Below are 23,192 nucleotides of genomic sequence, written 5' to 3'. Positions count from 1 at the left end.
CCCCATCCACCACCCGAAACATGCTGCCGCACAACCCATCAAATCAATGAGAGACACACCCAGCCCGGACCACACGGATAGCCGCAGAAGAACTTTGATCAAGTGCTGCGCTCGATCTCGGCCAGCAACTCGGCCGACATCGTTGGGGCCGGGATATCGTGTTGGTGCATAACGTCGATGCAGTCGCGGATGACCTCGATCGCGTGGTGCAGCAATGCAGAGATGCGGGACTGTTCGTGGCGGTCGGCTTCACGCTCGAGTTGGATGGCGTCGACTTTGTGACGTAGTTCGACGACCTCTTGCCGGTAGGGGCCGAGCAGTGCCAAGGCGGCGGAGCTGACGGCGGATTCGGCGACGGCGGTGTCGCGATGGTTTTCGGCTTTGGAGCGGGACCGGTTGTGCAGTGTCCGGATGGCTTCGGCGCCACCGGCGAAGGTCAGCAACGGGGTGAAGATCGAGGCCCACGTCATAGCGCGGGGTTTCCATTCGTTCCGACCGGCTGCGGGGTGGTCTCGGCGGCGGGTTCGTTGCGTGCGAGCCACACCGAAAATGATTGTGCCGCATGCACGATCGCCAGAAGGACCGCGATGACCGCGACGGCGCGCTTGTCGGGGACCAGCTCGAGCAGACCCACGAGGGCGGTCCCCCATGCGACGATCCCGCCGGTGATGCTCATGGCTGCTTTGGCGTATCGGGAGATGGCCATGTCACTGCTCCTTGGTGGGGTCGAAACCGGTGATGTTGAGGGCCTTTCCGATCGCCGCGAGCGCGGCGACGACGTCGCGGCCGCCGAGTTCGGGGTGACCGGTCATCTTCTGGGTGTCGGGTAGGCCGAGGCGAGAGCCGTTTCCGCCGAGTAGGTCGAGGGTGAGGTCTTGGTGGTAGCTGATCCATCGGAAGACGTCGGCGACGGTGACGGGGTTGCCGTAAGCGTCGGTGAGGGTGTCGGACAGTTGCATGTCGCCTCCTGGGTCGGTGTTGGGTGTTGACCATTGGCCGTAATCTGTTGTGCGGCTTTCGTTGACGTCGCATGCCACGCCGTCGACGTAGGCGTAACCGTCGCTGTTGCGCTGGTGGATGTGGATCCGCGGGTCGAGTTGCCCACCGGACCAGGCGTCTGTTTGCCATGCCCATGTGGCCGTGCCGCCGTCGAGGGCGCGGCTGACAGGCCAGTAACCGCCGTAGATGCCGACGTTCTCGGTACCGATCACGCTGCCCGCGCCTCGGAGATAGGCATCGATCGCGGACTGCTGATCGACGGTGGCGTCGAAATCGGCGGAGAAGTAGATCGGCCGATCCGTGCGCCCGGCGCAGGCAAGCACTTGCGCCAGCGCTGTTGTCGCGTCGGCTACTCCGGCGTCGTAGCCGTCGAGCATTCGGGTCGCGGTGGTCTCCCAGTTGGACACGATCTGAATGTTGTTGGCACGCAGATCGTTCGCCTCATCGGGGGTGAGTAGTTTGCCGGGCAGGCCGGGGCCGCCGTCGGAGAGGTGGCGGACGACGAATGCGTATCCGGCGGCGGCGATGATGGCACCGGAAGGGCGCCCGGCGGCATAGTCGATTCCAAGGGGCATGGGGGGATACCGCCTTCCAGGACGGAATGGGGATGAGTGGGGTGTTACTGGCCGAGGACGAACCAGGGAGTCCAGGAGCCGACTTTGATCTGCGACGCCGAGACGGTCGACGGCGCCGGGTAGGAGCTGGTGTCGTTGTACGGCTCGTGCATACCCCCGGACACCTTGTTACCCCTGCCGAGCTGCGGGTTTCCGCATGTACATCTGATGTTGCCCGGGGACTTGCCTCGAGGATGCGGGGAGGCCATCGCCGGCGCTTACCAATCGATCATGCGTCTCACGGTGTTCGGTACTGGGTATCTGGGAGCGACCCATGCCGCGTGCATGGCCGAGCTCGGGCATGAGGTGGTCGGGGTCGATGTCGACCCGGGGAAGGTCGCCAAGCTGTCCGATGGGGTGGTGCCCTTCTACGAGCCGGGGCTCGAGGAGGTGCTGCGGCGCAACCTCGATCGGCAGCGGTTGCGGTTCACCACCTCCTATGAAGAGGCCGCGGCACATGCCGATGTGCATTTCCTGGGGGTCGGGACGCCGCAGAAGAAGGGCGAATACGCCGCCGATCTGCGGTACGTGCATGCCGTGGTGGACACGCTGGTGCCGATGCTCGAGCGTCCGGCGGTGATCATCGGCAAGTCGACCGTTCCGGTCGGCACCGCCGCCGACCTGGGTGCGCGGGCCCGGGCCGTCGCCTCGACCGAGGTGGAGGTCGCCTGGAATCCGGAGTTCCTGCGCGAGGGCTTCGCCGTCCAGGACACGCTGCGCCCGGACCGGCTGGTGGTCGGCCTCGATCGTGCTCGCGAAAACTCCGCCTGGGTCGAGAAACTCGTGCGCGAGATCTACGCCGACCTGATCGCCGCCGAGGTGCCCTATATCCTGACCGATTTGGCCACAGCGGAATTGGTGAAGGTCTCCGCCAATGCCTTTCTGGCGACGAAGATCTCGTTCATCAACGCGGTCTCGGAGGTCTGTGAGGCGACCGGAGCCGACGTCACCGTGCTCGCCGACGCGCTGGGCCACGACGCCCGCATCGGCCGCCGCTTCCTCAACGCGGGTCTCGGCTTCGGCGGCGGCTGCCTGCCCAAGGACATCCGCGCCTTCATGGCCCGCGCCGGTGAGCTGGGCGCCGATCATGCCCTGTCGTTCCTGCGCGAGGTGGACAACATCAATATGCGCCGCCGCACCAAGGTGGTCGATATGGCCGCGAAGGCATGCGGCGGATCGCTGCTGGGCGCCAATGTCGCCGTGCTCGGTGCGGCCTTCAAACCCGAATCCGACGATGTGCGCGATTCACCGGCACTGAATGTGGCCGGAATGATTCAGCTGCACGGTGCGGTGGTCACCGTGTACGACCCGAAGGCACTCGAGAATTCGCGCAAGGTTTTCCCGACACTCAACTATGCGACCTCGATCACCGAAGCCTGTGAGCGCGCCGATGTGGTGCTCGTGCTGACCGAATGGGCGGAATTCACGGCCCTGCGGCCGCAGGATCTGGATCGGGTGGTTCGGTCCCGGTCGATTATCGATGGCCGGAATTGTCTGGATCGTGCCGAATGGCGCGCGGAGGGATGGGTGTACGCCGGGCTCGGCACGTCGTAGGGTGTCGGGAACAGGTACAGTGGCCCCACCGTGAGGCGACGCTGGTCATCCGCAGGCGGCGGCAGCCGCGCACGTCGTGGAGTGAAATACGAGATGGGCAGCAGATGAGTTCGGTATTGGGAGTTTCGGTGGGAGCGGGCGCGATCCGCGTCGCGCGTCCCCATCCGGGAAACTCCGCCGAGCGTTTCGAGCCCGATGGTTTCGATGTGCAGACCTTGCTCGTGGCCGAGCAGCGCGTCGAGGAGGTGGCCGCGGATGGCCTCGGCGCCGCGTTCACCCCGGATATCGCCGCCACCGCCCTCGCCTTCCGCAGCGAACAGCATGCCCGCGCCCTGCGCGCCGCGCTGGCCCGTCGGCAGCTGACCAATTACGAACTGGTGCCCGAGGTCGTCGCCGCGCTGGAGTTCCTCCAGTCGGCCGGTGAACTGTCCGGCTACCGCACGATCGCGCTCTACGACCTGGGCAGCTCCGGCCTGTCGGTGAGCATCGTCGATGTCGCCAGCCGGCAGATCCTCTACAGCGAGCGCACCAGCGATATCAGCGGCGACTATCTGGATTCGCTGATCCGCGAACAGCAGATCGCCTCGGGCCGGATCGCCCATCCGCCGGATCAGGAGGGCCTGGCCGCCCTGGACGCGCTGTGCCGCCAAGCCAAGGAACAGCTTTCGGTCGATACCGCGGTGGCGCTGCCGTCCGAACACGGCCTGGTGCTGATCTCGCAGGAGAACTTCGAGGCGCTGATCATGTTGGCCGTGGAGTCCTCGGCCCGGATGGCCCGCGATGTGATCATGCGCTCCGAACAGGCCGTGCAGGCCGTGGTCGCGATCGGCGGCTGCGCCCAGATTCCGCTGGTCACTCGGATTTTGGGGCGCTGGCTGGGCATGCCCGTGGTCGTCCCCGCGCATCCGGAATCGGTGGTGGCCCGCGGTGCGGCATTGCTGGCGCGCCCCTCCCGCCCGGTCGCCGCGCCGCAGCCGGGCCCGATGGGGACCGAGGACACCGAGCAGCTGCAGCCCGCCTGGCTGGCCGACGAACCCGCCGCGCACGGCCGCCGCGAATCGTCGCGCGGACTCGGCATCGAACTACCCCGCGGGCGGCGCCGGGAGATGAGTGTCGCGGGCGTCGCGGTGGGCGCGCTCGTGGTCGTCGCCGCCCTCGGATTGGGCCTGGGCTGGGCGCCGCAAGTGCTGCAGGGCAATTCGCAGAGCAGTAAGTCCTCGACCGTCACGAGCACCACCAGCACCCCGCGCCCGGTCCTCCTCCAGCCCACGACCACCCCGTCGCCCACCGACACCACCAACGAGTCGGTCGCCGCCCCGCCGCCGCGCTGGGAGCCCACCACCGACCCGCCCCCGCCGGCGCCCGGGCCGAATACCATCATGGTCCCCGGCCTCCCGCCGATCGTCGTCCCGGTGATCCCGCCGCTGCCCCCGCTGTTCCCCGGGCCGCCGCCGCAGTAGCCAGGCGCTAGCGGTCGTAATCGTCGGTCGAATCCCTTCGGTACCGATGCCGCGGCCGATCGGTATCCCGCTGATCCTCCGCGCGCCCGTGCCTGGGATATGGCTGCTGAGATCCATCCCCGAGATAACCCGGTTGGGCATAGGAGCCCCGCGGGTCGCTGTCATAGTCCCCGTGCCGGGCATGATGGCCACCCTGGCCCGGATCCGTGAAGCCGTCGAATTGCTCACTGTCGTACGCGGTTTCCTCGCCCCGATATCCGGCCGCCGCCGAGTAGCCCGCTTGGGGTCGGCTCTCGCCGTATTGCCGGGGCGGTTCGGTCTCATGCGTCTGCCCGGAGGCATAGCCGCCCTGTGGAATTCGCCCGGCCTGCCGCGAGGCGAATCCGGCTGTCCGGCTGGGGCTTCGGTAATCCTCGAAATCTTCGTAATCGTCGTCCGGATACCGCTCGTCGTCATCGTCGTCGACCCGTGACCTGGTGGCGAAACGCCTTCTCGGCGAGCCGGATTCGTGCTCGTCCTCATCGTCGTGCCGGTGTGCGCGCCCGCCCGCCCGGCGGCGCACCGGCGCGGCGGGCTCGGTGCGCAGGGAGAACGGCCGGGCCAGCAGCACCGCGATCGCCGTCGTCAGCGGCACCGACAGGGCCAGGCAGATACCGCCCACGGCCGAGCGGGTGATCTCGATCGCGACCGCATCGCCGGTCAGTACGTCGCGGATCGAGCGGCCCGCCACGGAGAACATCAGCAGCAGCGGCAGTGCGCCGCCCGCATAGGCCAGCACCAGGGTGTAGACGGTGCTGGCGATGTGGTCGCGGCCCACGCGCATGGCCGCGGCGAAAACCTCACGGCGCGAGGCCTCCTCGTCCAGTGCGGCCATTTCGAAGGCGGCGGAGGCCTGTGTGATGGTGACGTCGTTGAGCACGCCGAGCGAGCCGATGATGAACCCCGCCAACAGCAATCCGGTGATGCTGACGTGCTGGATATAGGTGGCGACGTTGGTGTTGTCCTCCTGCGACAACCCGGTGACATGCGTGAGCTTCAGCGTCAGCAGCGACAGCACCGCCGCCAGCACCATCGCGCTCAATGTGCCCAGCAGCGCCGAACTGGTCCGCAGATTCACCCCGTGCGCCAGATACAACACGGCATAGAGGATCATCGCCCCCGCAACCAAAGCCACTGGCAGCGCGGGCTTTCCGTCCAGGATGGCGGGCAGCATGAACACCACCAGCACGCCGAAGGCGAATACCAGCCCGAGGACCGCGCGCAATCCACGCCAGCGCGCCACCGCGACGATCACGACCGTGAACGCGAGTCCGATCAACGCCAGCGGCCAGCCGCGCGAATAGTCGTCGAAGGAATAGACCGGTGTGCCGCTCGGATCGTTCTGCCGCACGAGCCGGATCTTGTCACCGGCGTGCAGATCGGGTTGTCCTGGGCCGGGCGCGATTTCGAGCAGTGTGTGCTTGCCCTGATGCGGGCCGGAGCCGATGGCGACCATACTGCGTTGGCAGGTATAGGAATTGGCCGGCGGCGGTAGGGGAGTGTCGTCGAAGACCTTGCCGTTGGACTGGCTGCCGCACGGTCCGATGTCCTGCATATCCACCGTGCCGGCCTCGGTCTGCACCGCACCGCCGCCACCGTTCTGCATCGGCAGCGGAATGGCGATGTGCTGATGACTCGGCCACAGCCAGATCGCGGCGATGACGACGAGCACGCCGATGCCGGCGAGTAGCCCGACCACCACGCGAGCCGCGGTGGCGCCGATGGCGATCGGCCCCGAGTGATGGTGGTGGTGATGGTGGTCGCTCACCGGTCCCTACCTGTCCATTGCGTACCTGACCGAAGCGAGCTTAACGGATTTGATTTTCAAGATCTCTGGACGAGGGCCGCGATCCGGCACCGGTGCCGAAAGTGGTTCGGCGCGAGGGGTTTCGAGGAATTCGCAGCTGAGAGGCGGGAGGGGGCGGCGGAGAGCAGGGGGATGTCTCCGCCGCCCAGGGACCCGACGGCCCAGGGGGGTAGGCGGTCGAATCCAAAGCCGAGCGGCCCAGGGGGTAGGCGGCTCGGCCGGGCACCTTGAAGTGCCATGGACTACTGTACACAAACGGCCGATCTTTGCGCTAGCTAAGTCTTCAAAAACCTCGGTTTTTCGAACTCGGAGTTTGTTTAGACCCGCAGTCCCTATCGCCGGATCGTCACTGCCGATAGCTGGCCAGGAAGTTGCCGAACCGCTCGATCGCGACCGCCAGATCGCGCGCCCACGGCAGCGTCACGATCCGCAGATGATCGTGATACGGCCAGTTGAACCCGGTGCCCTGCACCATCAGGATCTTCTCCTGCAGCAACAGATCCAGGACCAGCTTGGAATCGTCGTGGATCTCGTGCACCTCGGGATCCAGGCGCGGGAAGGCATACAGCGCACCCCGGGGCCGCACGCACGACACACCAGGGATCAGGTTCAGCCGCTCCCAGGCCACATCGCGCTGCTCGAGTAGCCTGCCGCCCGGCAGCACCAGATCATCGATGCTCTGATGACCTCCGAGCGCCACCTGAATCGCATGCTGCGCAGGCACATTCGGGCACAATCGCGACGAGGCCAGCAGGTCGATACCCTCGAGGAATCCGGCCGCATGCTCCTTCGGCCCGGTGATCACCAGCCATCCCGAGCGATATCCGGCGACCCGGTAGGCCTTGGACAATCCGTTGAAGGTCAGGCACAGCAGATCAGGTGCGAGCGTCGCCAGCGAGATGTGCTCGGCATCGTCGTAGAGGATCTTGTCGTAGATCTCGTCGGCCAGCAGCAACAGCCGATGCTTGCGCGCCAGGGCCACCAGTTGCGTCAACACCTCGGCCGAATACACCGCGCCGGTCGGATTGTTCGGGTTGATGACCAACAGTGCCTTGGTCCGGTCGGTGATCTTGGACTCGATATCGGCGATATCGGGCTGCCAGTCGTTGGATTCGTCGCAGAGATAATGCACCGGCGTGCCGCCCGCGAGGCTGGTCATGGCCGTCCACAGCGGATAGTCCGGGGCGGGGATGAGCACCTCGTCGCCGTTGTTCAGCAGTGCCTGCATGGTGATGGTGATCAGCTCGGAGACGCCGTTACCCAGATACACGTCGTCGACGTCGAATTCCGGGAAGCCCGGCACCAGTTCGTAGCGAGTGACGATGGCCCGGCGCGCGGACAGGATGCCCTTGGATTCGGAGTAGCCCTGCGCATACGGCAGCGCCGCGATCATGTCCCGCATGATCACGTCCGGCGCCTCGAATCCGAACGGGGCCGGATTGCCGATGTTCAGCTTGAGGATGCGATGGCCCTCGCCCTCCAGCCGCGCCGCATGGGCGTGTACCGGACCTCGGATCTCGTAGACGACGTTCTGGAGCTTGGTGGACTGCTCCAGGACGCGCGGCGGTAGATGAGGTGACTGGCTGGTAGGGCTCACCCGTCCCATGGTGCCACTGGTCGGCAAGCCCTTATCCGGCCCGGCCCCTATGCGGACAGATGTACCGGAATCATCCGCACGGCGGCCGTCACCCCGCAGAACTCCTCGATGCGTTCGTCGAGGTGGCGAGCCTCGACCGCATCCCGGTACGGCGGTGCCGCGATGCGGCGCCGCAGTTTCGTCAGGCGCTCCTCCAACTGTGCGATCCGTTTGTCCTCGGCCAGCTCCAGCACGGGCCGCAGCGCCTCGGTGGCGCCGTCGAGGCTGCCGTTGATGAGATGTGCGGCCGCGTTGTCGACCCGTGCCAGCGATTCGGCACCGTAGGAGCGTTGCTCCTCCGGACCGCTGGCATAGAGATCGATCGCGCGCTGGGTCGCCTCCAGCGCGGGCTCGGCCTGGTCGAGGTGGATATAGGTGGCCCCGGCGTAGTACTGGCTCTTGGGTTCGTTGAAGCCGAATACTCCGCCGACCTCATCGTGCAGCGAATCGGTGGCGCTGCTCTCCCGGGCGGAATCCGCGGCGCTGATGCATCGCTGGGTGTCGCTGACGCTACCCAGCTTCGACCAGATGCGGGCCTCGATGTTGTGCAGCCGTACCCGTGCCGTGGCCGATTCGGCGTACTGCTGTCCGTTCTGGGCCAGCAGCACCCCGCGGCGCGGGCGTTCGGATTTGTACTCGATCAGCGCCTGCATACCGCGTGTCCAGGCCCGTAATCCGTTGTGCCCGCACAGCTCCGCGTAAGCCCAAGAGGACCTTGCCTGTTCGCCGGCGGCGTCGTGATAGCCGAGATCGGTGCTGGCATTGGCCAGCAGGCCCGAAAGGGTACCGGCCAGCAGGTACAAATGGCCTGTGTCCGAGGGTCTTTGGTGACCCTCGAGCAGTCGGTACACCCGCCGCCGGACCCGTAGCATCTCCACCATCATCGGCACCGGCGGCACGTGGACGTAATCGTTTGCGATGCGCGTGACGTCAGCGTCGAGTTGCTCCAGCGTGGACGCACCGACATTGGTGGCCTCGGCCCGGCCGGCGTGCTCGCTTGCTTCGTGGGCAGCCGCCATGATCAGATCCCTCTCCGAAATCGCTGCTAACGCATCACCTCTCATCGCACCGGCGTCTACGAGTGCCAAAAGTTCCGCGTCGCTCGAATACTGGGTGTGCGCGGAGCTTTCACCGCGCACATCGAATTCAGGTGCGGGCCGATCGATAAGGGGATGATCGATCAACGCCGCGAACCGTGCCCGCACAACATCGTCGGACCTGGCAAGAGATGTATCGAGGGCGGCCTGATTCACCGGGCGGGGATGCACCCGGGCGCCACCAGCTTCCCATTTCGAGACCAGGCGCTCGTGCACACCGAGATGTGCGGCGAACTCCCGGATACTCATCCGCTTCGCATCGCGGAGGGCACGGGCTTCTTTCCCTGACCACTGCCGGACCACGATGTCATCCCTTCCGCAACCTACTCCATAATCCAGGGTACGAGCGCATGGTGATCATGGCCACAGCCGAAACCGAGCTGGTATCAGCGACTTTGCAGGTGCGGAGATCAAAGGCAGCGTAAGGGCAGCGCTAGGAGGGCTGCCGGGCGTTTCGGAGCGGGGTCGGCGGGCGCGATCCTGAGAGAGGATCGAGGGAGTTCGCCGTGAACGTGGAGAAACTCAGGACCGTCGAGGATTGGGTAGCGTTCTACCGGCACGAATTCGGGCTGCCGGTCACCGAACGCGGTGGCTTCGTCATGCTGCCGATCACCGGCCGCATCGGCGTCGTACATCTACCCACGATGCGCGCCGAACGTGTTCGAAACTCCCTGTCCGAACAGGGGATGGCCGGTCCCATGCTGGCGCGTCAGATTCGGTGGAGCTTCCTGGTGGTGCCCGACAGTCGACCGGGCACACAGGTTCTCGACGTTTTGAATCGGCTGGATATCGGCATCCCCGCCCTCGGTAGCGCCGTGATGTTGCCGACCGGACTCGGCCGATGGACCCGGGAAGGGTGCCACTGGGTCGTTCCGCCGAGTCGGGACAACAAACTCCCACCCCTATCGGTGGTCATCACGACGGCGCTGGCGGTCGGGGGCGGTAGCGAGGTCTGAGTCCTCGCTCCCCGGGCCCGGGTCCGCCTCCCTTGGCAGTCGACGGGGCGGACCCGGATACGGGGGTCTTGTGTTCATCGGTCCGGGATGTGTTGTCCACGTGAGTATCTGATGAAAACCCCGTTTGACTGTGTATACTCCGGCCGTCGGATATGTCCGAAATGAATTGCGCGGCTGGGCATAACGGACGGATGGAAGGTATGGGATAGCGCGAGGCGGACTGTCACCCCCAACGGGTCGCACAGGCGAACGGGAGCTGCTGTTCGCGGGGTGGGCGTCCTAACTTCGTTTTCCGGCCGGCGCAGCTCCCCGGCGACGGGAAATTCGGCCCTGTGTGGCCGGGAGGTCATGGGATCCGTTGTGGGTCTTGGAATTCAGAGGGGATTAAAGCCGCATGGAGGCGAGTGGATGGGCGGCGTGGTTCGCCACGCTGCTGGACGGTGAAGCACTGACTGTGGTCGGGGCGGGGTTGGGCGGTGAGATCGTGCGCCGGATACAGCTGGGCACGGCCACGGTCAGCGATCTGATCCGAGCGGCGTGGGAATTGGGGCGGGATCCGCGGGAGCTATTCCCGGTGTCGTTCGATGATCTCGATCGTCTTGGCGACGATCTCCTGCGGCGAGATGCCGAGAGCATTGCACAGGGCATGTAGCTGAAGCATGTCCGGCGAGCGCTCACCGCCCTCGAAGCGCTGAATCGTGCTCACCGCCAAGCCCGACGCCGCCGCCAGCTGCGGCCGGGTGAGGCCACGCCGGGCGCGCGCGGCCCGCAGCTCGCTGCCGACCGCGCGATTGATCTCGTCGTCCATGTCCCGCAATTCCATACGGACCATTGTGAAGTCCGAACGGCGTTCTTGCAAACACATTCGGCGTGTTGGCGCAGAGACGCCAGTTCCGCGTGTCGACATGGCCGCCGGTCCGTATGGACTTGCCGAAGGTCCATACGGACCTTAAAGTATTCCGTATGGAACTAGAAGAGAGATGCATCGCCTTCAGGGTCGAAGGTGCCATGAGTGCGGCCGGGGTGGATTTGCCCGAGCTGGCTCGACGCACCGGACTCTCGGAGGCGGCCCTGAGCGAGCGGCTGGCCGCATCCGCGACGCTGCGGCTGACCGAACTCGGGCGTCTCGCCTTGGCACTGGACCGCAGTCCGGCGGATTTGATGGGCTGCGCGGCCGGTGGCGAGTTTCCGGCATGCTGCCGACGGGGTGCGGTCGCATGAATCGTTCATCGAAGCCGTGGACCCCGAACAGCGAAGTGGGGAAGCTTGTGCTGCTCGGGTCCACGGCGAGTGCCGCGGTGGTGGTCCAGTGAGCGATCAGCTCTACATCGATGGCGCCGCCGTGCGTGAACTGGCCGAACTACTGCGCGAGATCCCGGACCTGGCAACGGATCTACTCGATTCGGTGACCCGCCGGGCGCGCCTGGGCACCCGGGAACAACGGTGGCAGCATTCGGACACCCAGCCGCTGCCGTTCAATCCGGTGGCGTCCGAGGCCTCGGATCGGCTACATACCGCGCTCGTGGGCTGGGTCCGGCTGGTCTGCGAACATCGCGGCCTGGATTACGACGGCCCGACCTCCACCGGCGGGCTGGCCCGCTGGCTGGACCGAAATCTGATCGCCCTGGCCATGACTCCGGGCGTCGAGGACGCGCCCGGCGAGATCCGGGCGGTGGTCGAGGCCGCGACCCGGATCGTGTGTCCCCCGGCGACCGTCATCGAACTCGATACCGCCGCGCTCGCGCTCGCCCGCCGCAGCCGATTGAATGCGTCCGGAATCGCCACATTGGCGAAGGAACTGGGCGCGCAGTACCGCGGTCTCACGGTGCGGCGCATCCAGACCCTGCGTGAGGCGGGACGGATCGCCGCCGCACCCGGCCCATGGGCGCCGGACTGGCCCGAACAGTATGCGGTGGGCGAGGTGCTCGACGCGCATCTGATCCACCCGCTACGCCGACGGCGCACTGCCGCCAAGGATTCCGCACCTCCGAAGAAGACGGTCGGAATCGAAATCCGACGCGCAGGTTGATCCGGCCGCGCTCACGTCCCCATTCACCCCCACCAGGCCGACGAGTTCCACGAACTCGCCGGCCTGATCCGTATCCGGAGCAATTCCCATGCCTTACACCCTGACTCAGCTGTTCGATATGGCCGCACATGCCGCGCCGAGAACGCCTCCGGCCGTCGAGGCGGCCCACGAGCTCATGCGCATCCATCGCGAATGCGCGGTCGATTCCTGCGGGCACAAGAGCGCCGCCTTCGATGTTCTGATCGCCGCGGGGCACGTCGTTCCCGACTCCTCCAGACGGTGGTAGCGGTCACCAAAAATGCTGTCTACCAGTCAGTTTCAAGAAATCTTCGACAGGGGGTTTGACAAATCGTTTCGCTTACGTGAAGCTATGTGCAGCGCCACAGTTGTGCCTGCGATTCGAGACTCACTCGAAACGGCATCCCGCACAGCGCATTTTGCGCCAATCCGCTCAGCAAGACCTCCCGAACTGCGCCGCTCGTGCCTGCGAGCTTCTCGCCACCGCACACCGGCGATCGCACGGCAGTCCGCCGTTATCCCGAAAATGGCCTTCTACCTGCGCTGTTCAACACTTACTCGCGTTCTGTCACAGCACATGGTGTTAGGCTACGAGCCGTCGGAGATTGACCCGAAAGGGTGTCGCTCAGGCTCTGATCACGGCGGGCCGGATGGTTCCGGATTCCTCGCGCCGAACCAACCATGACAACAAGCACCACAGACTGCGGCACGCCCCCGATGAAAACCCTTTACCCCCTTGTTTATCGGGCCGGGTAGAGCGCGCCGCAAACTCGCCTCCCTCGTTCCCGTCGCCCCATAGCCAGCGGTCGCAGACGGTGTAGAGCGGTGGAGGCGCCATTGCCCTGCCCCCGGCCCGAGCGGTCGGGGGCAGGGCACACGACTTTCCCGACCCGCCCCGCCCGGCCGCGCCTCCCGCCCTTCTCACCCTCGAAAGCGGTTGCAGGCCACCGGAAGCCGGGGCGCACGGGCGGCCCCACCCGCACCCCGTTCACGCGGGTGGGGCCGCCCCCATAGCTCCTGAAAGGAGGTGAACAGATGCTCGCCCTCGCCCTCGACCTGATCGAGCTGGCCTACCGGGTCGCCCCGGTCGTCCTGCCCGTGATCCTGCGAATCCTCGGCCTGTGACTCGAAGGGAGATCCGATGATCACCGTCCTGACCTGCCGCGGCACCGGAGAACCACTGGGTGGGAGCGCCAATCTGCTCACCGCGGTGACGCAGCGGCTCGATCCGGGCAAGTACGCCCTCGGCGGAGATGTCGACTATCCGGCGAGTATCGGTCCGGTCAATCCGCTCCGAGCGACCGACGGCTGCTCGGAGCGGCAGTCCATCGAGGCCGGGGTCGCGGCATTGGCCGCGGCCATCCGCCGGGTCCCCGACAAGGTCGGGCTGCTCGGCTACAGCCTCGGTGCGCAGGTGGTCACCCGCTTCCTGGAGGCGAAGGCGCGTGGTGCCTTCGACGACTGCGAGCTCGTATGGGCCGCCAATATCGCCAATCCTCTACGGCTAGAAGGCGATTCGATCGATCCCGATCCCATCGGATTCGGCATCAACGGGCAGCGCGGCGCCTGGCCCGATGACATCTTCACCTGGGAGGTGGCCGCCCCCGTGGACGGCATCACCTCCTGTCCCGCCGATTCACCGCTACGCGGTCTGGCCGACGGGATTTCGGCGTTCGGCTTCGCCGAGCTGGGCGGCTGGTCCGCCGACCTCGCGGACCGGCTGCGCCGAAATCGGTGGCAGCCCAATCGAATCGAATGGTGGCGGCATCCGGCCCACGCCTGGGAGCAGTGGTCCCGCGCCGCGACTCTGATGGAGGGATACCTCGTCGGAGGCACTCATACCACCGGATATATCGACAACGGCTACTGCGCCCGCCTCGCCGCAATTATCAACGTTCACGGCTGATCGCCGTGCCCGACCTCGAGGAATCCCTTCGTGACCGTCTTCGGCATCGACATATCCAATAACAACGGCCCCGATATCGATCTGGCACAGGTTGCCCGCGAAGGCTTTTCGTTCGTCTTCGCGAAGGTCACCGAGGGCGATTACTTCGTGGACCGCACCTGGCCGCGTTATCGCGACGCCGCGCGGGCCAACGGCCTGCTGCTGGCGGGCTATCACTATCTGCGCGCCGACTGTGATGTGCAGGCGCAGGCGGATCTGTTCCTCGAACATCTCGGCGACGCACCCTCGATGGTCGACTTCGAGGAGAATTCCGGTGATCTGTCGACCTTTTGGGCTTTCGTCCGGGCGATGAACGCCCGCGGCCGGCAGGTCGATCTGTCCTATATCCCGCGCTGGTACTGGCAGCGGATCGGCAGTCCCGATCTGTCGCAGGTGCCCGGCCTCATCCAATCCAGCTACGTTTCCGGCGTCGGTTACGCCTCCGAGCTCTACCCGGGCGACGACTCGCGGTTCTGGAACGGCTTCGGCGGCAAGACCGTCGACATTCTGCAGTTCACCGACAGCGCCCTGGTGGCCGGCCACCACGTCGACGCCGACGCGTTCCGCGGCAGCCTCGACGATCTGCGCCGCCTGCTCGGGCATCCCACCCCCGCAACCGAAGGAGTTCTCATGGCGCTCGACGAGGCGCAGCAGTCCGACCTCTACCGCAAGGTCACCGAGATCTGGGACCAGCTGCTCGGTCCCGACGGCCAGGGCTGGCCGCAGCTCGGCCAGGACACCGACGGTCGACACCTCACGCTGGTGGACGCCCTGGCGAAACTGTCGGGCGAGATCTGTGCGGGTGGAACAGGATCCGCGGCGTGAGCCCCCGTGAGCTGGTCGCGCGCAATGCGAAGACCGTGGTCTCCGTCATCGGCGGTCTGATCAATGTCGTTGCGGCAGCAGCCCTTCTGTTCCATTACGCCCCCGCCGAGTTGGCCGGTTTCGGCGCCGCAGCACTGACGGTCCTGGAGGTACTGCGCAGCGTCAACGTGTGGATCGTCAAGAACGAACCGCTCATCGAGGCCGCGGTCGACGCGGGCGCCGAACTCGTCACCGCCATCGCACACCCGCACGAGGCCGCCTGATGCCGTTAGCCGAAACCGTCGCCTTAGGTGCGGCCACCTTCGTCGGCGGCTCGGGCGCGACCGCCTTCTTCACCTGGTTACGCGATCGAAAACGCGTTCCGATGGAAAAGCTCCGGCACGAGGTCACCGCCGCCAAGGACGTCAACGATATGGCCTTGGCCACGCTGGCCCGCGTCTCGCAGGAACTACGCGTGGTCACCCAGCGCCTGGACGCCGTCGAAGCGTTGCAGGAGGCCTCGATCCGCGAATTGGACCGGGTCACAGGGCTTTTCCGCGAGGCGTTAGGGGTACTGCGTGGCGTGATAGAGGCCGCACAGCAGGGGCGGATTCCCGAATTGCATATGTCGCGCGAGCTGATGGCCGAGGTCGAACAGGACCACGACATCGCATGACGACAAACCAAGGACGATGAGGAGATCGACGATGACCGACAAGCTTGCCAATGCCAGGGCGTTTCTGGCTCGTGCCGAAACGATCTCTGCCGGAAAGTCCGCGTGGGAGAACTCGCCCGGATCGGGGATGGCGATGGCACTTCGGAGCCTGGTGTTCAACCTGAGGACGACGATCGAGCGCGACGATCGCGGCAGTGGATCCGGAACGCCGACCGACGTCTACGCCAAGAAGTTCGCATCCGAGCTTTATCGCGCGGGTCTGATCGTGCAGCAATACTCCGATGGCGGCTTGACCCCGACCCAGCAGATGCTCTTCGGAGATCCGAGCCAGCCCCAGCCCCAGCCCCAGCCCTTTCCCAACCCGGGCTTCATCGGCGATTTGGTGACGGCGCTGCAGAAGGACGACCCGACCTGGAAGCCGTGAGTCGCTGACCGCACCTCGACACGAAAGGCATGGCGATGGCCGACAAGGCAGTCGTACTGACCGTCCCGAGCGCAGGACAGTTCCTGATCCCGGGATTTCTCCGAATCGACCCGCTCCGACAGATCAATGATCACGGCAAGGTCGAGCTGTATATCCGCTACGACGACCAGAAACTGAACGAGGTCACCCTCGTCACCGTGAAGAATTCGCGAATCCCACCGCCGAACGGCGGGGAGCCGTATGTCGACCTGGGCAAGGTCTACTTCCTGGATGGCACCTGGCTGTACCTGTATTACGTCGTGGCACCCGCTAAATCCATGACGGGCGAGCGCACCACGGCGGTGGTGGGTCAGATCGACCGCACCGACTTCTACCTCCCGGGTTTCATTGCCATCGACAAGGTTCGGCAGATCGATGACGAGGGCAAGGTGGAGCTGTACGCCCGTTACGACGCGGCGAAAGTGACGGAGATCCACCAGGTTTCGGTCACCGCGACCGGTCCGGATCGCGCCGCGACCACGGGCGGCACCAACCTGGGTGTCGCCTACACGCCCTCGGGCTGGACGTATCTGCGCTGCACCGACACCGTGGTGCCCCCGCCCGCCGCCTGACCAATCCCCTCATCTGGAGACGAACCCAAACATCATGTCCGGCAAGGAAATCATCGACTCGGTCAGTTTCGGCGACCACCCGTCCCCCTCGAACTACATGAAAACCGACACCGGCCAGCTGGTCACCCCCGAATTCCTGGCCTTCATCCAGCAGACCCTGACCGGAAAACTGGCCCCCTCGAAGGAATTGGACGCCGCCACCCCCGAGGTGAAGGCCCTCGCCGAGGAACTGTCGGTAATCCACCTCCCCGAATGGCACAGCCGCGATGCCCTGAAAACGGCCGAGCCCACGGTAACCGGCCTCAAACAGGCCACCCGCGTAGCGGAATACCTCTTCAAACGAGGCCTCCGCATGCACCCCGAACTCGAGGAGATCCGCTGGGCCCCCACCCCCGGCGGCCAACCCGGCGCCTTCGACACCGGCCTACACATCACCAAGGACGAGAACGGCCACTGGCCGTCCCCGGACCCGGAATCCTTCTACGACCTGGAAGACATCAAGGTCACCCAGACCGACGACGGGCGGTGGGTCGCGGTGCATCCGCGGGGGTTGTCGTTCGACGCGGCGACGAAGACCGAGGCGTATGCGGGGGTGGTCGATCAGTTGCGTGAGCGTATCGAGCACGCACGACATGAGCAGACGAAAGAGAGCTCGTAATGGTCCAGCGTGAAATCAGCCTGAAGAAGGATGAAACTCTCCTGGTGAAGTGGATGCCGGAGCCTTTCCGGTATGCCCGGCTTGCGCGTGCTGACGCCAAGACGTACGTCTTCGATCTTTATCCAGACCTTGATTTCCAGGGGAAGACATATTCGCAGCTCGAGATCGTTTTCTTCCCGGAGTATTACCAGCCTTACCTGGTGAACGGGGATTCGAAGCGAGAGTGCCGTATCTTCGGTAGGAGCGTTTGGGGTCGGAAGACGGTTAAGCAGCTGCTCATTGAGGAGCTGGCCAATACCTACTACGACCCAGGATACGAGATCGTCGATTGGGGTGGTTTCGCAGTGCCGAACGATAAACCGGCGAATCCTTACTCCTAGAAACCGACCTACTTTCGAGCGAAGCTCTCGGAGTGGCGCCGGAAATGAATGCCCGAAATCTTCGGCGCCCGAACATTCAAGGTTGTGTTGTGTCCGATAGTTATCGAAAGCCGCTCGATCAGAAACCTTCTCCGCCGTCTTTCTGGGCCGATCGTATAGCGCAATTCCAACAGATGACGTCCGGCAGTGCGGCCCAGCGCCAAACTGCAAAACCTGCTGAGGAGAGCCGCGTCTACACCTTCAATGGTATGACACCGGCTAGCGCCAGCAGACGGTTGGAACGCGTTTTTGCTACCAGAGACATGGTGGCCACAGCGCGATCGACCAGCAACGCAATCCCCCATCTGCAACCCGTCGACATTGTCATTCCCCAGAAACCAAAGCCTGATGGCAGCAAACCAGATGACTCGATGCCGCAGATCCAGTCGGACATTCCGCCGGGTTCCCATGTGGAACCAGCCTATCCGGACGAGAGCGGCAATCAAACGCTCCCGCACCGATGGGAGCAGGACTCCGGCAATTCCATGGGTGGTGGCGGCGGTGGAACTTCCGGCGGGAACAATCAGAACGCTCCGGGCGACTCGGGTGGTGGTGGCCAAAATGGAAGCGCGCCACCGCCTACACAACGGGAGACCATAAACCCTCCTGGCCATCACGTCATCTGGGACAACGACCACCCGCACTGGGAAGACGGCCGAGAAGTACATGTCTACCGGGACGAGAACGGCAACGTCACCGGCTACGGCTATCCGGAGCCCGTTCCTGGCACTGTGGACGACGCCCCGGCTGAAAACAAGCCTGCCAGAGACCACAGCGACTCGGGGCAACAGCCAAAGCCGTCGACCTCGGGGAATGGCGGAGGCTCGACCAAGGCGCCGAGCGACGCCGACAACCAGGGCTCGCGGCCGACAACCAACAACACCGCCCCAGATCCCGCCGAGCCTGACGATTCGGAGCAGCAACAAGACACCGCGCCCACTGCCGACGCGTCAGAGAACGAGAACTCAGATCCATCCGACCCGGCCGCGCCGACGGAATCCGAACCTGAGCCTCAACCGAAGGAACAAGACGACCTTCCGCCTGAAACGAATCAGGAAGATCCTCAACCGCAATCCGAAGAACCTGAGGAAGAACACGGGATCGGCCAGCCTGGCTTCTGGGAAGGCATGATCCCGGTATGGGGTTCCGCCCGATCCTCGATCGACGACTTCCAAAACGGACGCTGGGTCATGGGCACCATCAATGCCATTCTGGCAATTACCGATCTGCTCGGCGTTGGCGCGCTTGCCAAGGCCGGCGGCAAGCTTCTGTTCAAGTTGGGCAAGAGTCTCCTCGAGAGTGCAGCTGTCAAAAAGGCGATAGCCGACGCCGCCGCTGCGGCTGCCAAGAAAATCGCGGACAGCGCCAAGGCTGTGATAGATGGTGTCAAGTCGGCTTGGAATAAAGCTGGCGAAATGATCGGCGGGATCTTTGGAGGAGGTAAGAAAAAGGCTGCAGAAGAGGCGGAAAGGGCCAAAAAAGCAGCAGCTGAAGAGGCTGATCGGCGTGCCGCCACCGAGGAGGTCGAGAGGCAAAAGCAAGCTGCAAGGGAGGCAGGGAAAAGAAAGGCCGAAGAGGCGGAAGTCGAAAAGAATAAAGATTCCCCTCCGCCTAAAAAAGAAGAATCATGGAAGGGTGGGGACGACATTCCCGGCCCAGCTAAAGGCAAGGATCTCAAGTACCCGAATCGCCGTCGGCATGATATGAGTCAGATGCGGAAGGGTAGGGCAGATGAAAAGAATACAGTCATTCCGCCAGAGACTGCACAGGCCGTTCGTGAGGATATTGCGAAGATCGCTGAAGGTAAAGCGGAATTCGATGGCAAGACGGGCGCCTATACGGTTAATGGTCGGAGTTACGGCGTCGAAGCCAACGGTCGGGTGTATCCGATGTCCGGCCCGGGGCTTATCGAAATGAGTCGCACCGAATATCGCGCGCTGCAGGACATTATAAACTCCAACGGGGACATGGTACGCTTGGAGAAGATATTCGGCAATGCTCCGCAGTACAGAGACAATCTGGATGCTGTACTAAAGGCATGGGAACTGTATAGAGAGTATTTTAAATGATCTATACCTTAATGGCGGGCAGTGGTGATGTCTCTGATTCTCTGCAGAGAATACTTTCCGAACTGTTTCAAGTAGCTGAATCCGAAGTCGATATTGCGCCACGGGACACCGATTGGGATGTCCGAAATTCCCACGCATCTGTTACATGTGATATCGACAAACTGGAGGGTGATCTCCGGTGGGAGTTCTGGATATACGCCTCCGGTTCGGTTCCTGTGCAGCCTACAGAGGGTGCGGTAGCGATATTTCTGGCGCGGAGCATCAATGTGCCTGTATTCTTTCCTGGAGACTCTGTCATCCCATCTCTCTACGGGGTTGCCACACCGCAAGGGAGGCTTTCTCGTGCCATCTTGGAGGAACCCGAGGAGTCTGACGACATAGTTGTTGCCGAGCTGGAAGTTCCGATGATGGAATTTCCGGGCGCCGTCATACATGAGCTTTCCAGCGCTGCAGGGAACTGGTCGCCCGAAGGATAAGCGTAACAAACTCTTATTCCTTTGAGGCTGCACTTCAAATGTTGACGGCTCTGAAAGAGTACGATCTGGCCGACAATGGGATTGAGGTGCGGGTCATCGTTCCGATGTATGGGAACTCGAATCGTCGACTGTTCGATGGAGAATTCCGCTTGCGATCGGACTTTTCGGAAAACGAGATCGGCTCAATCCTGGATCAGATAGAACCTCGCTCGGAGCCTGGGGAGGTCGGAGGGACCGACGTGTACGCAGAGTGCTTTGCCGACATTCCGTCGGACAATGAGGGCGATACGCGAGGCTGTGTCTTTACATTTGCTACGTACGCCCTCCCTGATGAGCCTCCTTACTTGACCGCCAATCTGATCACATTCACGGACATATAGTTACCGTTCGATTTCTATGGTCGTGCTGAGTCTGATATCTACGCGCGTAACCACCCGCGGCTAGCTGGTGTATTGAAGCGAATCTCCGAAGTGCTCCGTGCCGACACCAGCCCGGATGATGCCACTGGGTTCGCAACGCCCACCTCAACGGGAATCGAAAACAACTTCGACGTAGATGGCGAAGTCCTGGCGGTTCTGTCGTTGAATTGATAAATTGTCGAAATGATTATTCAGATTGACAGTTTATCGCTTCGCGCAATGGGAGAACTCGCCCAGGATGGTTATGTCCGCATGGAATGGGCTGATGGTAGTGCTGCGCTCGTCCGTTACGACTCGTTCCTGCCTGCTGATGAATCCGGTACGGATACGGAAGAGTGGGTCGTAGACGTGATAGAGGTCGTAGATGTGATAGAGATAGCATCGGACCCGGCTGATCGTTTCGTTCCAGCGGGTAATCCAATGATTATTTCTGAGGATGAACCGCCTGCCGTGGTCAGCTCACTCGACGGCAGCAGAAAGTGGTCTTCCGGGGCTCGGTGATACCTGTATCCGAATTTGGAAGATCGGTTTCTGTCCGATATTGAAAAGGAGGTGAAAATGCCTGAAAAGATTGTCTATCCTGATATTGAAAAGACCTTGGCGGACTATCTCTCGACCCAGCTCGCTGCGCTCTCGGATGGGGCGAAGGTCGTCATACGGATGCCGGAGTCACGTCCGTCGCGGGTCGTTCGCGTAATTCGGAACGATCGAAAGCTGCGCAGCGACAAGGAGGACTTCCAAGGGCTCCGAGGGCCGGAGCGGATCATCGACCGGCCCCGCGTGGTTTTCGAATGCTACGACGACGCCGGTGCGGCAGCGGAACTGGCGGGGAAGGTGCGAACCATCCTTGCCACCATCGCTCCCGGCTACATCGGGCCGGTGTGGTGTGACTACATCGAGGATGTCGGTGTCGAGAACGTCACCGACCCGGTGACGGCCGCTCCGCGGTATCTCATCACCGCCGACCTGTACGTGCGAGGCACAGTCCTCGCGTAACTCCCTTGCGGGAGAAGACAACCGAATACATCTCTATCCCAACGGGCCTGCGCAACTATCCCGAAGGGAACAGCAATGGGTAAGCCCTCCAGCAAGTTGATCGGCGCCGGTACCCCGATTTCGGTGACCGGTGGTGTCCTGGTGGCCCCGCTCGGCACTCCGCTGCCGGCCACGGTGAACGACACCGTCAACGATAAGTTCAAGCCACTCGGTTACGTCTCCGAGGATGGCATCGAGTCCAAGGGTGAACGTCGCGTCGAGGCCGTCAAGGACTGGAATGCCGACGTCATCGCCCAGCTGCAGACCGAGCATTCGGTGCGGTACGGCCTGACTCTGTACGCGGTGTGGGATCAGGACGTTCTCTCCGAGGTGTTCGGTCAGGACAATGTTTCCGTGCCGACGAAGGCGACCCCTACGTCCGGCAATCTGATCAGGGTTGTCGAGAACGGCATCGTTCTGCCGTCACGCTCGTGGATCTTCGACATGAAGACCGAAAGCAAGAAGCTGCGGATCGTTCTGCCGAACGCCAAGATCTCCCAGGTGACCGAGAAGAAGTTCGTGTCCAAGGAGCTGGCCGGCTTCAACATCACCATTGAGGCGTTCAAGGACGATACCGGCGTGAAGGCGTACCGCTACCTCGACGACGGTCTCAGCACCACCAGCGCCTGACAAGCTCCCAGCGGCGGCGGGAATTCAACCTATGCGCAGGCCCGCCCGCCACCGCTGGGCCTTTTCCATCCCATATATGCGCATCTTCATCTACATGAAAGGGTCTGCGCCCCAATGACTTCACCGAAGGCTCCCTCGCTCGAATACGAGCCTACTCTGGTAAGGGACGATTTCGTCCGGACAGTGGACGGTGTCGAGATCAGACTGCCGTCGCTTGCCTACCTGAAACCCGGGCTGATTCGCCGGATCCGGCGATTGAACGATACCGACGCGATCTGCACGCTACTGGAATCCACCTTGGATCCGGTCGCGCTCGCCGCGGTCGATGACATGGATCCGGCCGACTTCCAGCAGCTCATGAACGAATGGCGTGTGCATTCGGGAGTGGACCTGGGGGAATCCTGAGCCTCGCTGCTCTGCTCGAAGAGCACAGCGAGGCTATCGAATACGACCTCATCGGCGTCGGCCTGCGGCTGCGCCAATTGGGCACGGAGCAGTTGAACTGGCGTGATCTCAAGGTCGTGGTCACATGCTCGACTCTGGATTCCGCGACGAATCGAGCAAGATACCCCGATGAACACCGGTGGCAGCTGAGCCCAATGTTGCTGGCCGACATGGCGGATTCGCTGCGCTGGCTCATGTGGGCGAAGACGTCCGATGCCAGGTACGGCCGGAATCGTCCCGATCCTATCCCCCGCCCCGGGGTCAATGGCGGGGCGGAGCGCATCGGCACAGTGGCCAGCACGGCGGAGATGAACGACTTCCTCGGCTGGGAGTGACCACGCGTCCAACGGCTCTCGCGTCATGGCATCGGAGG

The 23,192-nt window shown here is 63.7% G+C and carries 27 protein-coding genes and 1 pseudogene; 21 read left to right on the top strand and 7 right to left on the bottom strand.

What is annotated here, in order from left to right; genetic code table 11:
• Window positions 1-98 precede the first annotated feature (98 nt).
• From ACIA76_RS28690 to ACIA76_RS28680, 3 genes are read right to left on the bottom strand one after another with little or no spacing between them, the layout of a single operon-like run.
• Window positions 99-443 (bottom strand): hypothetical protein, encoded by a 345-nt coding sequence (locus ACIA76_RS28690; protein ID WP_397156004.1) that lies wholly within the window; start codon window positions 441-443, stop codon window positions 99-101.
• A 23-nt stretch (window positions 444-466) separates the two neighbouring features.
• Complete coding sequence (locus tag ACIA76_RS28685; RefSeq protein WP_397156002.1) at window positions 467-706, bottom strand: hypothetical protein; 240 nt, start codon at window positions 704-706, stop codon at window positions 467-469.
• Between the two features lies 1 nt (window position 707).
• The gene (locus ACIA76_RS28680) at window positions 708-1,574 is read right to left on the bottom strand and encodes a glycoside hydrolase domain-containing protein (protein WP_397156000.1); all 867 of its coding nucleotides are present in this window, start codon (window positions 1,572-1,574) and stop codon (window positions 708-710) included.
• Window positions 1,575-1,844: 270 nt separating this feature from the next.
• Between ACIA76_RS28680 and ACIA76_RS28675 the strand changes: the two genes are divergently transcribed.
• The gene (locus ACIA76_RS28675) at window positions 1,845-3,167 is read left to right on the top strand and encodes a UDP-glucose dehydrogenase family protein (RefSeq protein WP_397155998.1); all 1,323 of its coding nucleotides are present in this window, start codon (window positions 1,845-1,847) and stop codon (window positions 3,165-3,167) included.
• Between the two features lie 104 nt (window positions 3,168-3,271).
• Window positions 3,272-4,627: an Hsp70 family protein gene (locus ACIA76_RS28670; protein ID WP_397155996.1), complete on the top strand. Its 1,356-nt coding sequence runs from the start codon at window positions 3,272-3,274 to the stop codon at window positions 4,625-4,627.
• 547 nt (window positions 4,628-5,174) lie between these two features.
• On the opposite strand, the pseudogene ACIA76_RS28665 reads toward ACIA76_RS28670, so the two are convergent.
• The 3 genes and pseudogenes from ACIA76_RS28665 to ACIA76_RS28655 form a co-directional block, all read right to left on the bottom strand.
• A pseudogene (locus ACIA76_RS28665) lies at window positions 5,175-6,434 on the bottom strand (YibE/F family protein); the annotation flags it as partial.
• A gap of 385 nt (window positions 6,435-6,819) precedes the next feature.
• Window positions 6,820-8,079 (bottom strand): pyridoxal phosphate-dependent aminotransferase, encoded by a 1,260-nt coding sequence (locus tag ACIA76_RS28660; RefSeq protein WP_397156162.1) that lies wholly within the window; start codon window positions 8,077-8,079, stop codon window positions 6,820-6,822.
• A gap of 38 nt (window positions 8,080-8,117) precedes the next feature.
• Complete coding sequence (locus tag ACIA76_RS28655; RefSeq protein ID WP_397155995.1) at window positions 8,118-9,455, bottom strand: helix-turn-helix domain-containing protein; 1,338 nt, start codon at window positions 9,453-9,455, stop codon at window positions 8,118-8,120.
• Between the two features lie 257 nt (window positions 9,456-9,712).
• Here ACIA76_RS28655 and ACIA76_RS28650 point away from each other — a divergent pair, with 257 nt between their 5' ends.
• Window positions 9,713-10,162, top strand: a complete 450-nt coding sequence (locus tag ACIA76_RS28650; RefSeq protein WP_397155993.1) for a hypothetical protein — start codon at window positions 9,713-9,715, stop codon at window positions 10,160-10,162.
• Between the two features lie 565 nt (window positions 10,163-10,727).
• On the opposite strand, the gene ACIA76_RS28645 is transcribed toward ACIA76_RS28650, so the two are convergent.
• The gene (locus ACIA76_RS28645) at window positions 10,728-10,985 is read right to left on the bottom strand and encodes a helix-turn-helix domain-containing protein (RefSeq protein WP_397155991.1); all 258 of its coding nucleotides are present in this window, start codon (window positions 10,983-10,985) and stop codon (window positions 10,728-10,730) included.
• Between the two features lie 185 nt (window positions 10,986-11,170).
• Here ACIA76_RS28645 and ACIA76_RS28640 point away from each other — a divergent pair, with 185 nt between their 5' ends.
• From ACIA76_RS28640 to ACIA76_RS28555, 18 genes are all read left to right on the top strand, one after another.
• Window positions 11,171-11,383: a helix-turn-helix domain-containing protein gene (locus ACIA76_RS28640; RefSeq protein ID WP_397155989.1), complete on the top strand. Its 213-nt coding sequence runs from the start codon at window positions 11,171-11,173 to the stop codon at window positions 11,381-11,383.
• 88 nt (window positions 11,384-11,471) lie between these two features.
• On the top strand, window positions 11,472-12,191 hold the full coding sequence (locus tag ACIA76_RS28635) for a hypothetical protein (protein ID WP_397155987.1): 720 nt from the start codon (window positions 11,472-11,474) through the stop codon (window positions 12,189-12,191).
• 88 nt (window positions 12,192-12,279) lie between these two features.
• On the top strand, window positions 12,280-12,477 hold the full coding sequence (locus ACIA76_RS28630; RefSeq protein ID WP_397155986.1) for a hypothetical protein: 198 nt from the start codon (window positions 12,280-12,282) through the stop codon (window positions 12,475-12,477).
• An 873-nt stretch (window positions 12,478-13,350) separates the two neighbouring features.
• Entirely contained in the window at window positions 13,351-14,115 is a 765-nt protein-coding gene (locus ACIA76_RS28625; protein WP_397155984.1) for a PE-PPE domain-containing protein, read from the top strand.
• Window positions 14,116-14,145: 30 nt separating this feature from the next.
• Entirely contained in the window at window positions 14,146-14,979 is an 834-nt protein-coding gene (locus ACIA76_RS28620) for a glycoside hydrolase family 25 protein (RefSeq protein ID WP_397155982.1), read from the top strand.
• The gene (locus tag ACIA76_RS28615; protein WP_397155980.1) at window positions 14,976-15,242 is read left to right on the top strand and encodes a hypothetical protein; all 267 of its coding nucleotides are present in this window, start codon (window positions 14,976-14,978) and stop codon (window positions 15,240-15,242) included. The genes ACIA76_RS28620 and ACIA76_RS28615 overlap by 4 nt, the downstream gene beginning before the upstream one ends.
• Window positions 15,242-15,634, top strand: coding sequence for a hypothetical protein (locus ACIA76_RS28610; protein ID WP_397155978.1), 393 nt, complete (start codon window positions 15,242-15,244; stop codon window positions 15,632-15,634). Before ACIA76_RS28615 ends, ACIA76_RS28610 begins: the two co-directional genes overlap by 1 nt.
• Window positions 15,635-15,665: 31 nt before the next feature.
• Window positions 15,666-16,058, top strand: a complete 393-nt coding sequence (locus ACIA76_RS28605) for a hypothetical protein (protein ID WP_397155976.1) — start codon at window positions 15,666-15,668, stop codon at window positions 16,056-16,058.
• A 35-nt stretch (window positions 16,059-16,093) separates the two neighbouring features.
• Window positions 16,094-16,669: a hypothetical protein gene (locus ACIA76_RS28600; RefSeq protein WP_397155974.1), complete on the top strand. Its 576-nt coding sequence runs from the start codon at window positions 16,094-16,096 to the stop codon at window positions 16,667-16,669.
• A gap of 34 nt (window positions 16,670-16,703) precedes the next feature.
• Window positions 16,704-17,327, top strand: coding sequence for a hypothetical protein (locus tag ACIA76_RS28595; RefSeq protein WP_397155972.1), 624 nt, complete (start codon window positions 16,704-16,706; stop codon window positions 17,325-17,327).
• A complete protein-coding gene (locus tag ACIA76_RS28590; RefSeq protein WP_397155970.1) occupies window positions 17,327-17,707 on the top strand; it encodes a hypothetical protein in 381 nt (126 codons plus the stop codon). The genes ACIA76_RS28595 and ACIA76_RS28590 overlap by 1 nt, the downstream gene beginning before the upstream one ends.
• A gap of 89 nt (window positions 17,708-17,796) precedes the next feature.
• Complete coding sequence (locus ACIA76_RS28585) at window positions 17,797-19,815, top strand: hypothetical protein (protein ID WP_397155969.1); 2,019 nt, start codon at window positions 17,797-17,799, stop codon at window positions 19,813-19,815.
• The gene (locus ACIA76_RS28580) at window positions 19,812-20,291 is read left to right on the top strand and encodes a hypothetical protein (RefSeq protein WP_397155967.1); all 480 of its coding nucleotides are present in this window, start codon (window positions 19,812-19,814) and stop codon (window positions 20,289-20,291) included. Before ACIA76_RS28585 ends, ACIA76_RS28580 begins: the two co-directional genes overlap by 4 nt.
• 602 nt (window positions 20,292-20,893) lie before the next feature.
• Complete coding sequence (locus ACIA76_RS28575) at window positions 20,894-21,211, top strand: hypothetical protein (protein ID WP_397155965.1); 318 nt, start codon at window positions 20,894-20,896, stop codon at window positions 21,209-21,211.
• Window positions 21,212-21,226: 15 nt separating this feature from the next.
• Complete coding sequence (locus tag ACIA76_RS28570) at window positions 21,227-21,706, top strand: hypothetical protein (RefSeq protein WP_397155963.1); 480 nt, start codon at window positions 21,227-21,229, stop codon at window positions 21,704-21,706.
• A 75-nt stretch (window positions 21,707-21,781) separates the two neighbouring features.
• Complete coding sequence (locus ACIA76_RS28565; RefSeq protein WP_397155961.1) at window positions 21,782-22,375, top strand: hypothetical protein; 594 nt, start codon at window positions 21,782-21,784, stop codon at window positions 22,373-22,375.
• A 114-nt stretch (window positions 22,376-22,489) separates the two neighbouring features.
• Window positions 22,490-22,780, top strand: coding sequence for a hypothetical protein (locus ACIA76_RS28560; protein ID WP_397155959.1), 291 nt, complete (start codon window positions 22,490-22,492; stop codon window positions 22,778-22,780).
• Window positions 22,741-23,154 (top strand): DUF5361 domain-containing protein, encoded by a 414-nt coding sequence (locus ACIA76_RS28555; protein WP_397155958.1) that lies wholly within the window; start codon window positions 22,741-22,743, stop codon window positions 23,152-23,154. The genes ACIA76_RS28560 and ACIA76_RS28555 overlap by 40 nt, the downstream gene beginning before the upstream one ends.
• The last annotated feature ends 38 nt before the right edge of the window (window positions 23,155-23,192 follow it).

It is taken from the genome of Nocardia sp. NPDC051570, from assembly GCF_044454005.1.
In the GTDB taxonomy this organism is placed as follows: Bacteria; Actinomycetota; Actinomycetes; order Mycobacteriales; family Mycobacteriaceae; genus Nocardia.
The sequence above is the reverse complement of the archived record's forward strand: the minus strand, read 5'-3'. Positions and strand labels throughout refer to the sequence as shown.

What these genes read in the sequence shown, in the direction of transcription:
- ACIA76_RS28685 (WP_397156002.1), bottom strand. Translation starts at nt 706, where the DNA reads ATGGCCATCTCCCGATACGCCAAAGCAGCCATGAGCATCACCGGCGGG.
- ACIA76_RS28680 (WP_397156000.1), bottom strand. Translation starts at nt 1,574, where the DNA reads ATGCCCCTTGGAATCGACTATGCCGCCGGGCGCCCTTCCGGTGCCATC.
- ACIA76_RS28675 (WP_397155998.1), top strand. Translation starts at nt 1,845, where the DNA reads ATGCGTCTCACGGTGTTCGGTACTGGGTATCTGGGAGCGACCCATGCC.
- ACIA76_RS28670 (WP_397155996.1), top strand. Translation starts at nt 3,272, where the DNA reads ATGAGTTCGGTATTGGGAGTTTCGGTGGGAGCGGGCGCGATCCGCGTC.
- ACIA76_RS28660 (WP_397156162.1), bottom strand. Translation starts at nt 8,079, where the DNA reads ATGGGACGGGTGAGCCCTACCAGCCAGTCACCTCATCTACCGCCGCGC.
- ACIA76_RS28655 (WP_397155995.1), bottom strand. Translation starts at nt 9,455, where the DNA reads ATGAGTATCCGGGAGTTCGCCGCACATCTCGGTGTGCACGAGCGCCTG.
- ACIA76_RS28645 (WP_397155991.1), bottom strand. Translation starts at nt 10,985, where the DNA reads ATGGAATTGCGGGACATGGACGACGAGATCAATCGCGCGGTCGGCAGC.
- ACIA76_RS28640 (WP_397155989.1), top strand. Translation starts at nt 11,171, where the DNA reads ATGAGTGCGGCCGGGGTGGATTTGCCCGAGCTGGCTCGACGCACCGGA.
- ACIA76_RS28630 (WP_397155986.1), top strand. Translation starts at nt 12,280, where the DNA reads ATGCCTTACACCCTGACTCAGCTGTTCGATATGGCCGCACATGCCGCG.
- ACIA76_RS28625 (WP_397155984.1), top strand. Translation starts at nt 13,351, where the DNA reads ATGATCACCGTCCTGACCTGCCGCGGCACCGGAGAACCACTGGGTGGG.
- ACIA76_RS28610 (WP_397155978.1), top strand. Translation starts at nt 15,242, where the DNA reads ATGCCGTTAGCCGAAACCGTCGCCTTAGGTGCGGCCACCTTCGTCGGC.
- ACIA76_RS28605 (WP_397155976.1), top strand. Translation starts at nt 15,666, where the DNA reads ATGACCGACAAGCTTGCCAATGCCAGGGCGTTTCTGGCTCGTGCCGAA.
- ACIA76_RS28600 (WP_397155974.1), top strand. Translation starts at nt 16,094, where the DNA reads ATGGCCGACAAGGCAGTCGTACTGACCGTCCCGAGCGCAGGACAGTTC.
- ACIA76_RS28595 (WP_397155972.1), top strand. Translation starts at nt 16,704, where the DNA reads ATGTCCGGCAAGGAAATCATCGACTCGGTCAGTTTCGGCGACCACCCG.
- ACIA76_RS28590 (WP_397155970.1), top strand. Translation starts at nt 17,327, where the DNA reads ATGGTCCAGCGTGAAATCAGCCTGAAGAAGGATGAAACTCTCCTGGTG.
- ACIA76_RS28580 (WP_397155967.1), top strand. Translation starts at nt 19,812, where the DNA reads ATGATCTATACCTTAATGGCGGGCAGTGGTGATGTCTCTGATTCTCTG.
- ACIA76_RS28575 (WP_397155965.1), top strand. Translation starts at nt 20,894, where the DNA reads ATGATTATTCAGATTGACAGTTTATCGCTTCGCGCAATGGGAGAACTC.
- ACIA76_RS28565 (WP_397155961.1), top strand. Translation starts at nt 21,782, where the DNA reads ATGGGTAAGCCCTCCAGCAAGTTGATCGGCGCCGGTACCCCGATTTCG.
- ACIA76_RS28560 (WP_397155959.1), top strand. Translation starts at nt 22,490, where the DNA reads ATGACTTCACCGAAGGCTCCCTCGCTCGAATACGAGCCTACTCTGGTA.
- ACIA76_RS28555 (WP_397155958.1), top strand. Translation starts at nt 22,741, where the DNA reads ATGGCGTGTGCATTCGGGAGTGGACCTGGGGGAATCCTGAGCCTCGCT.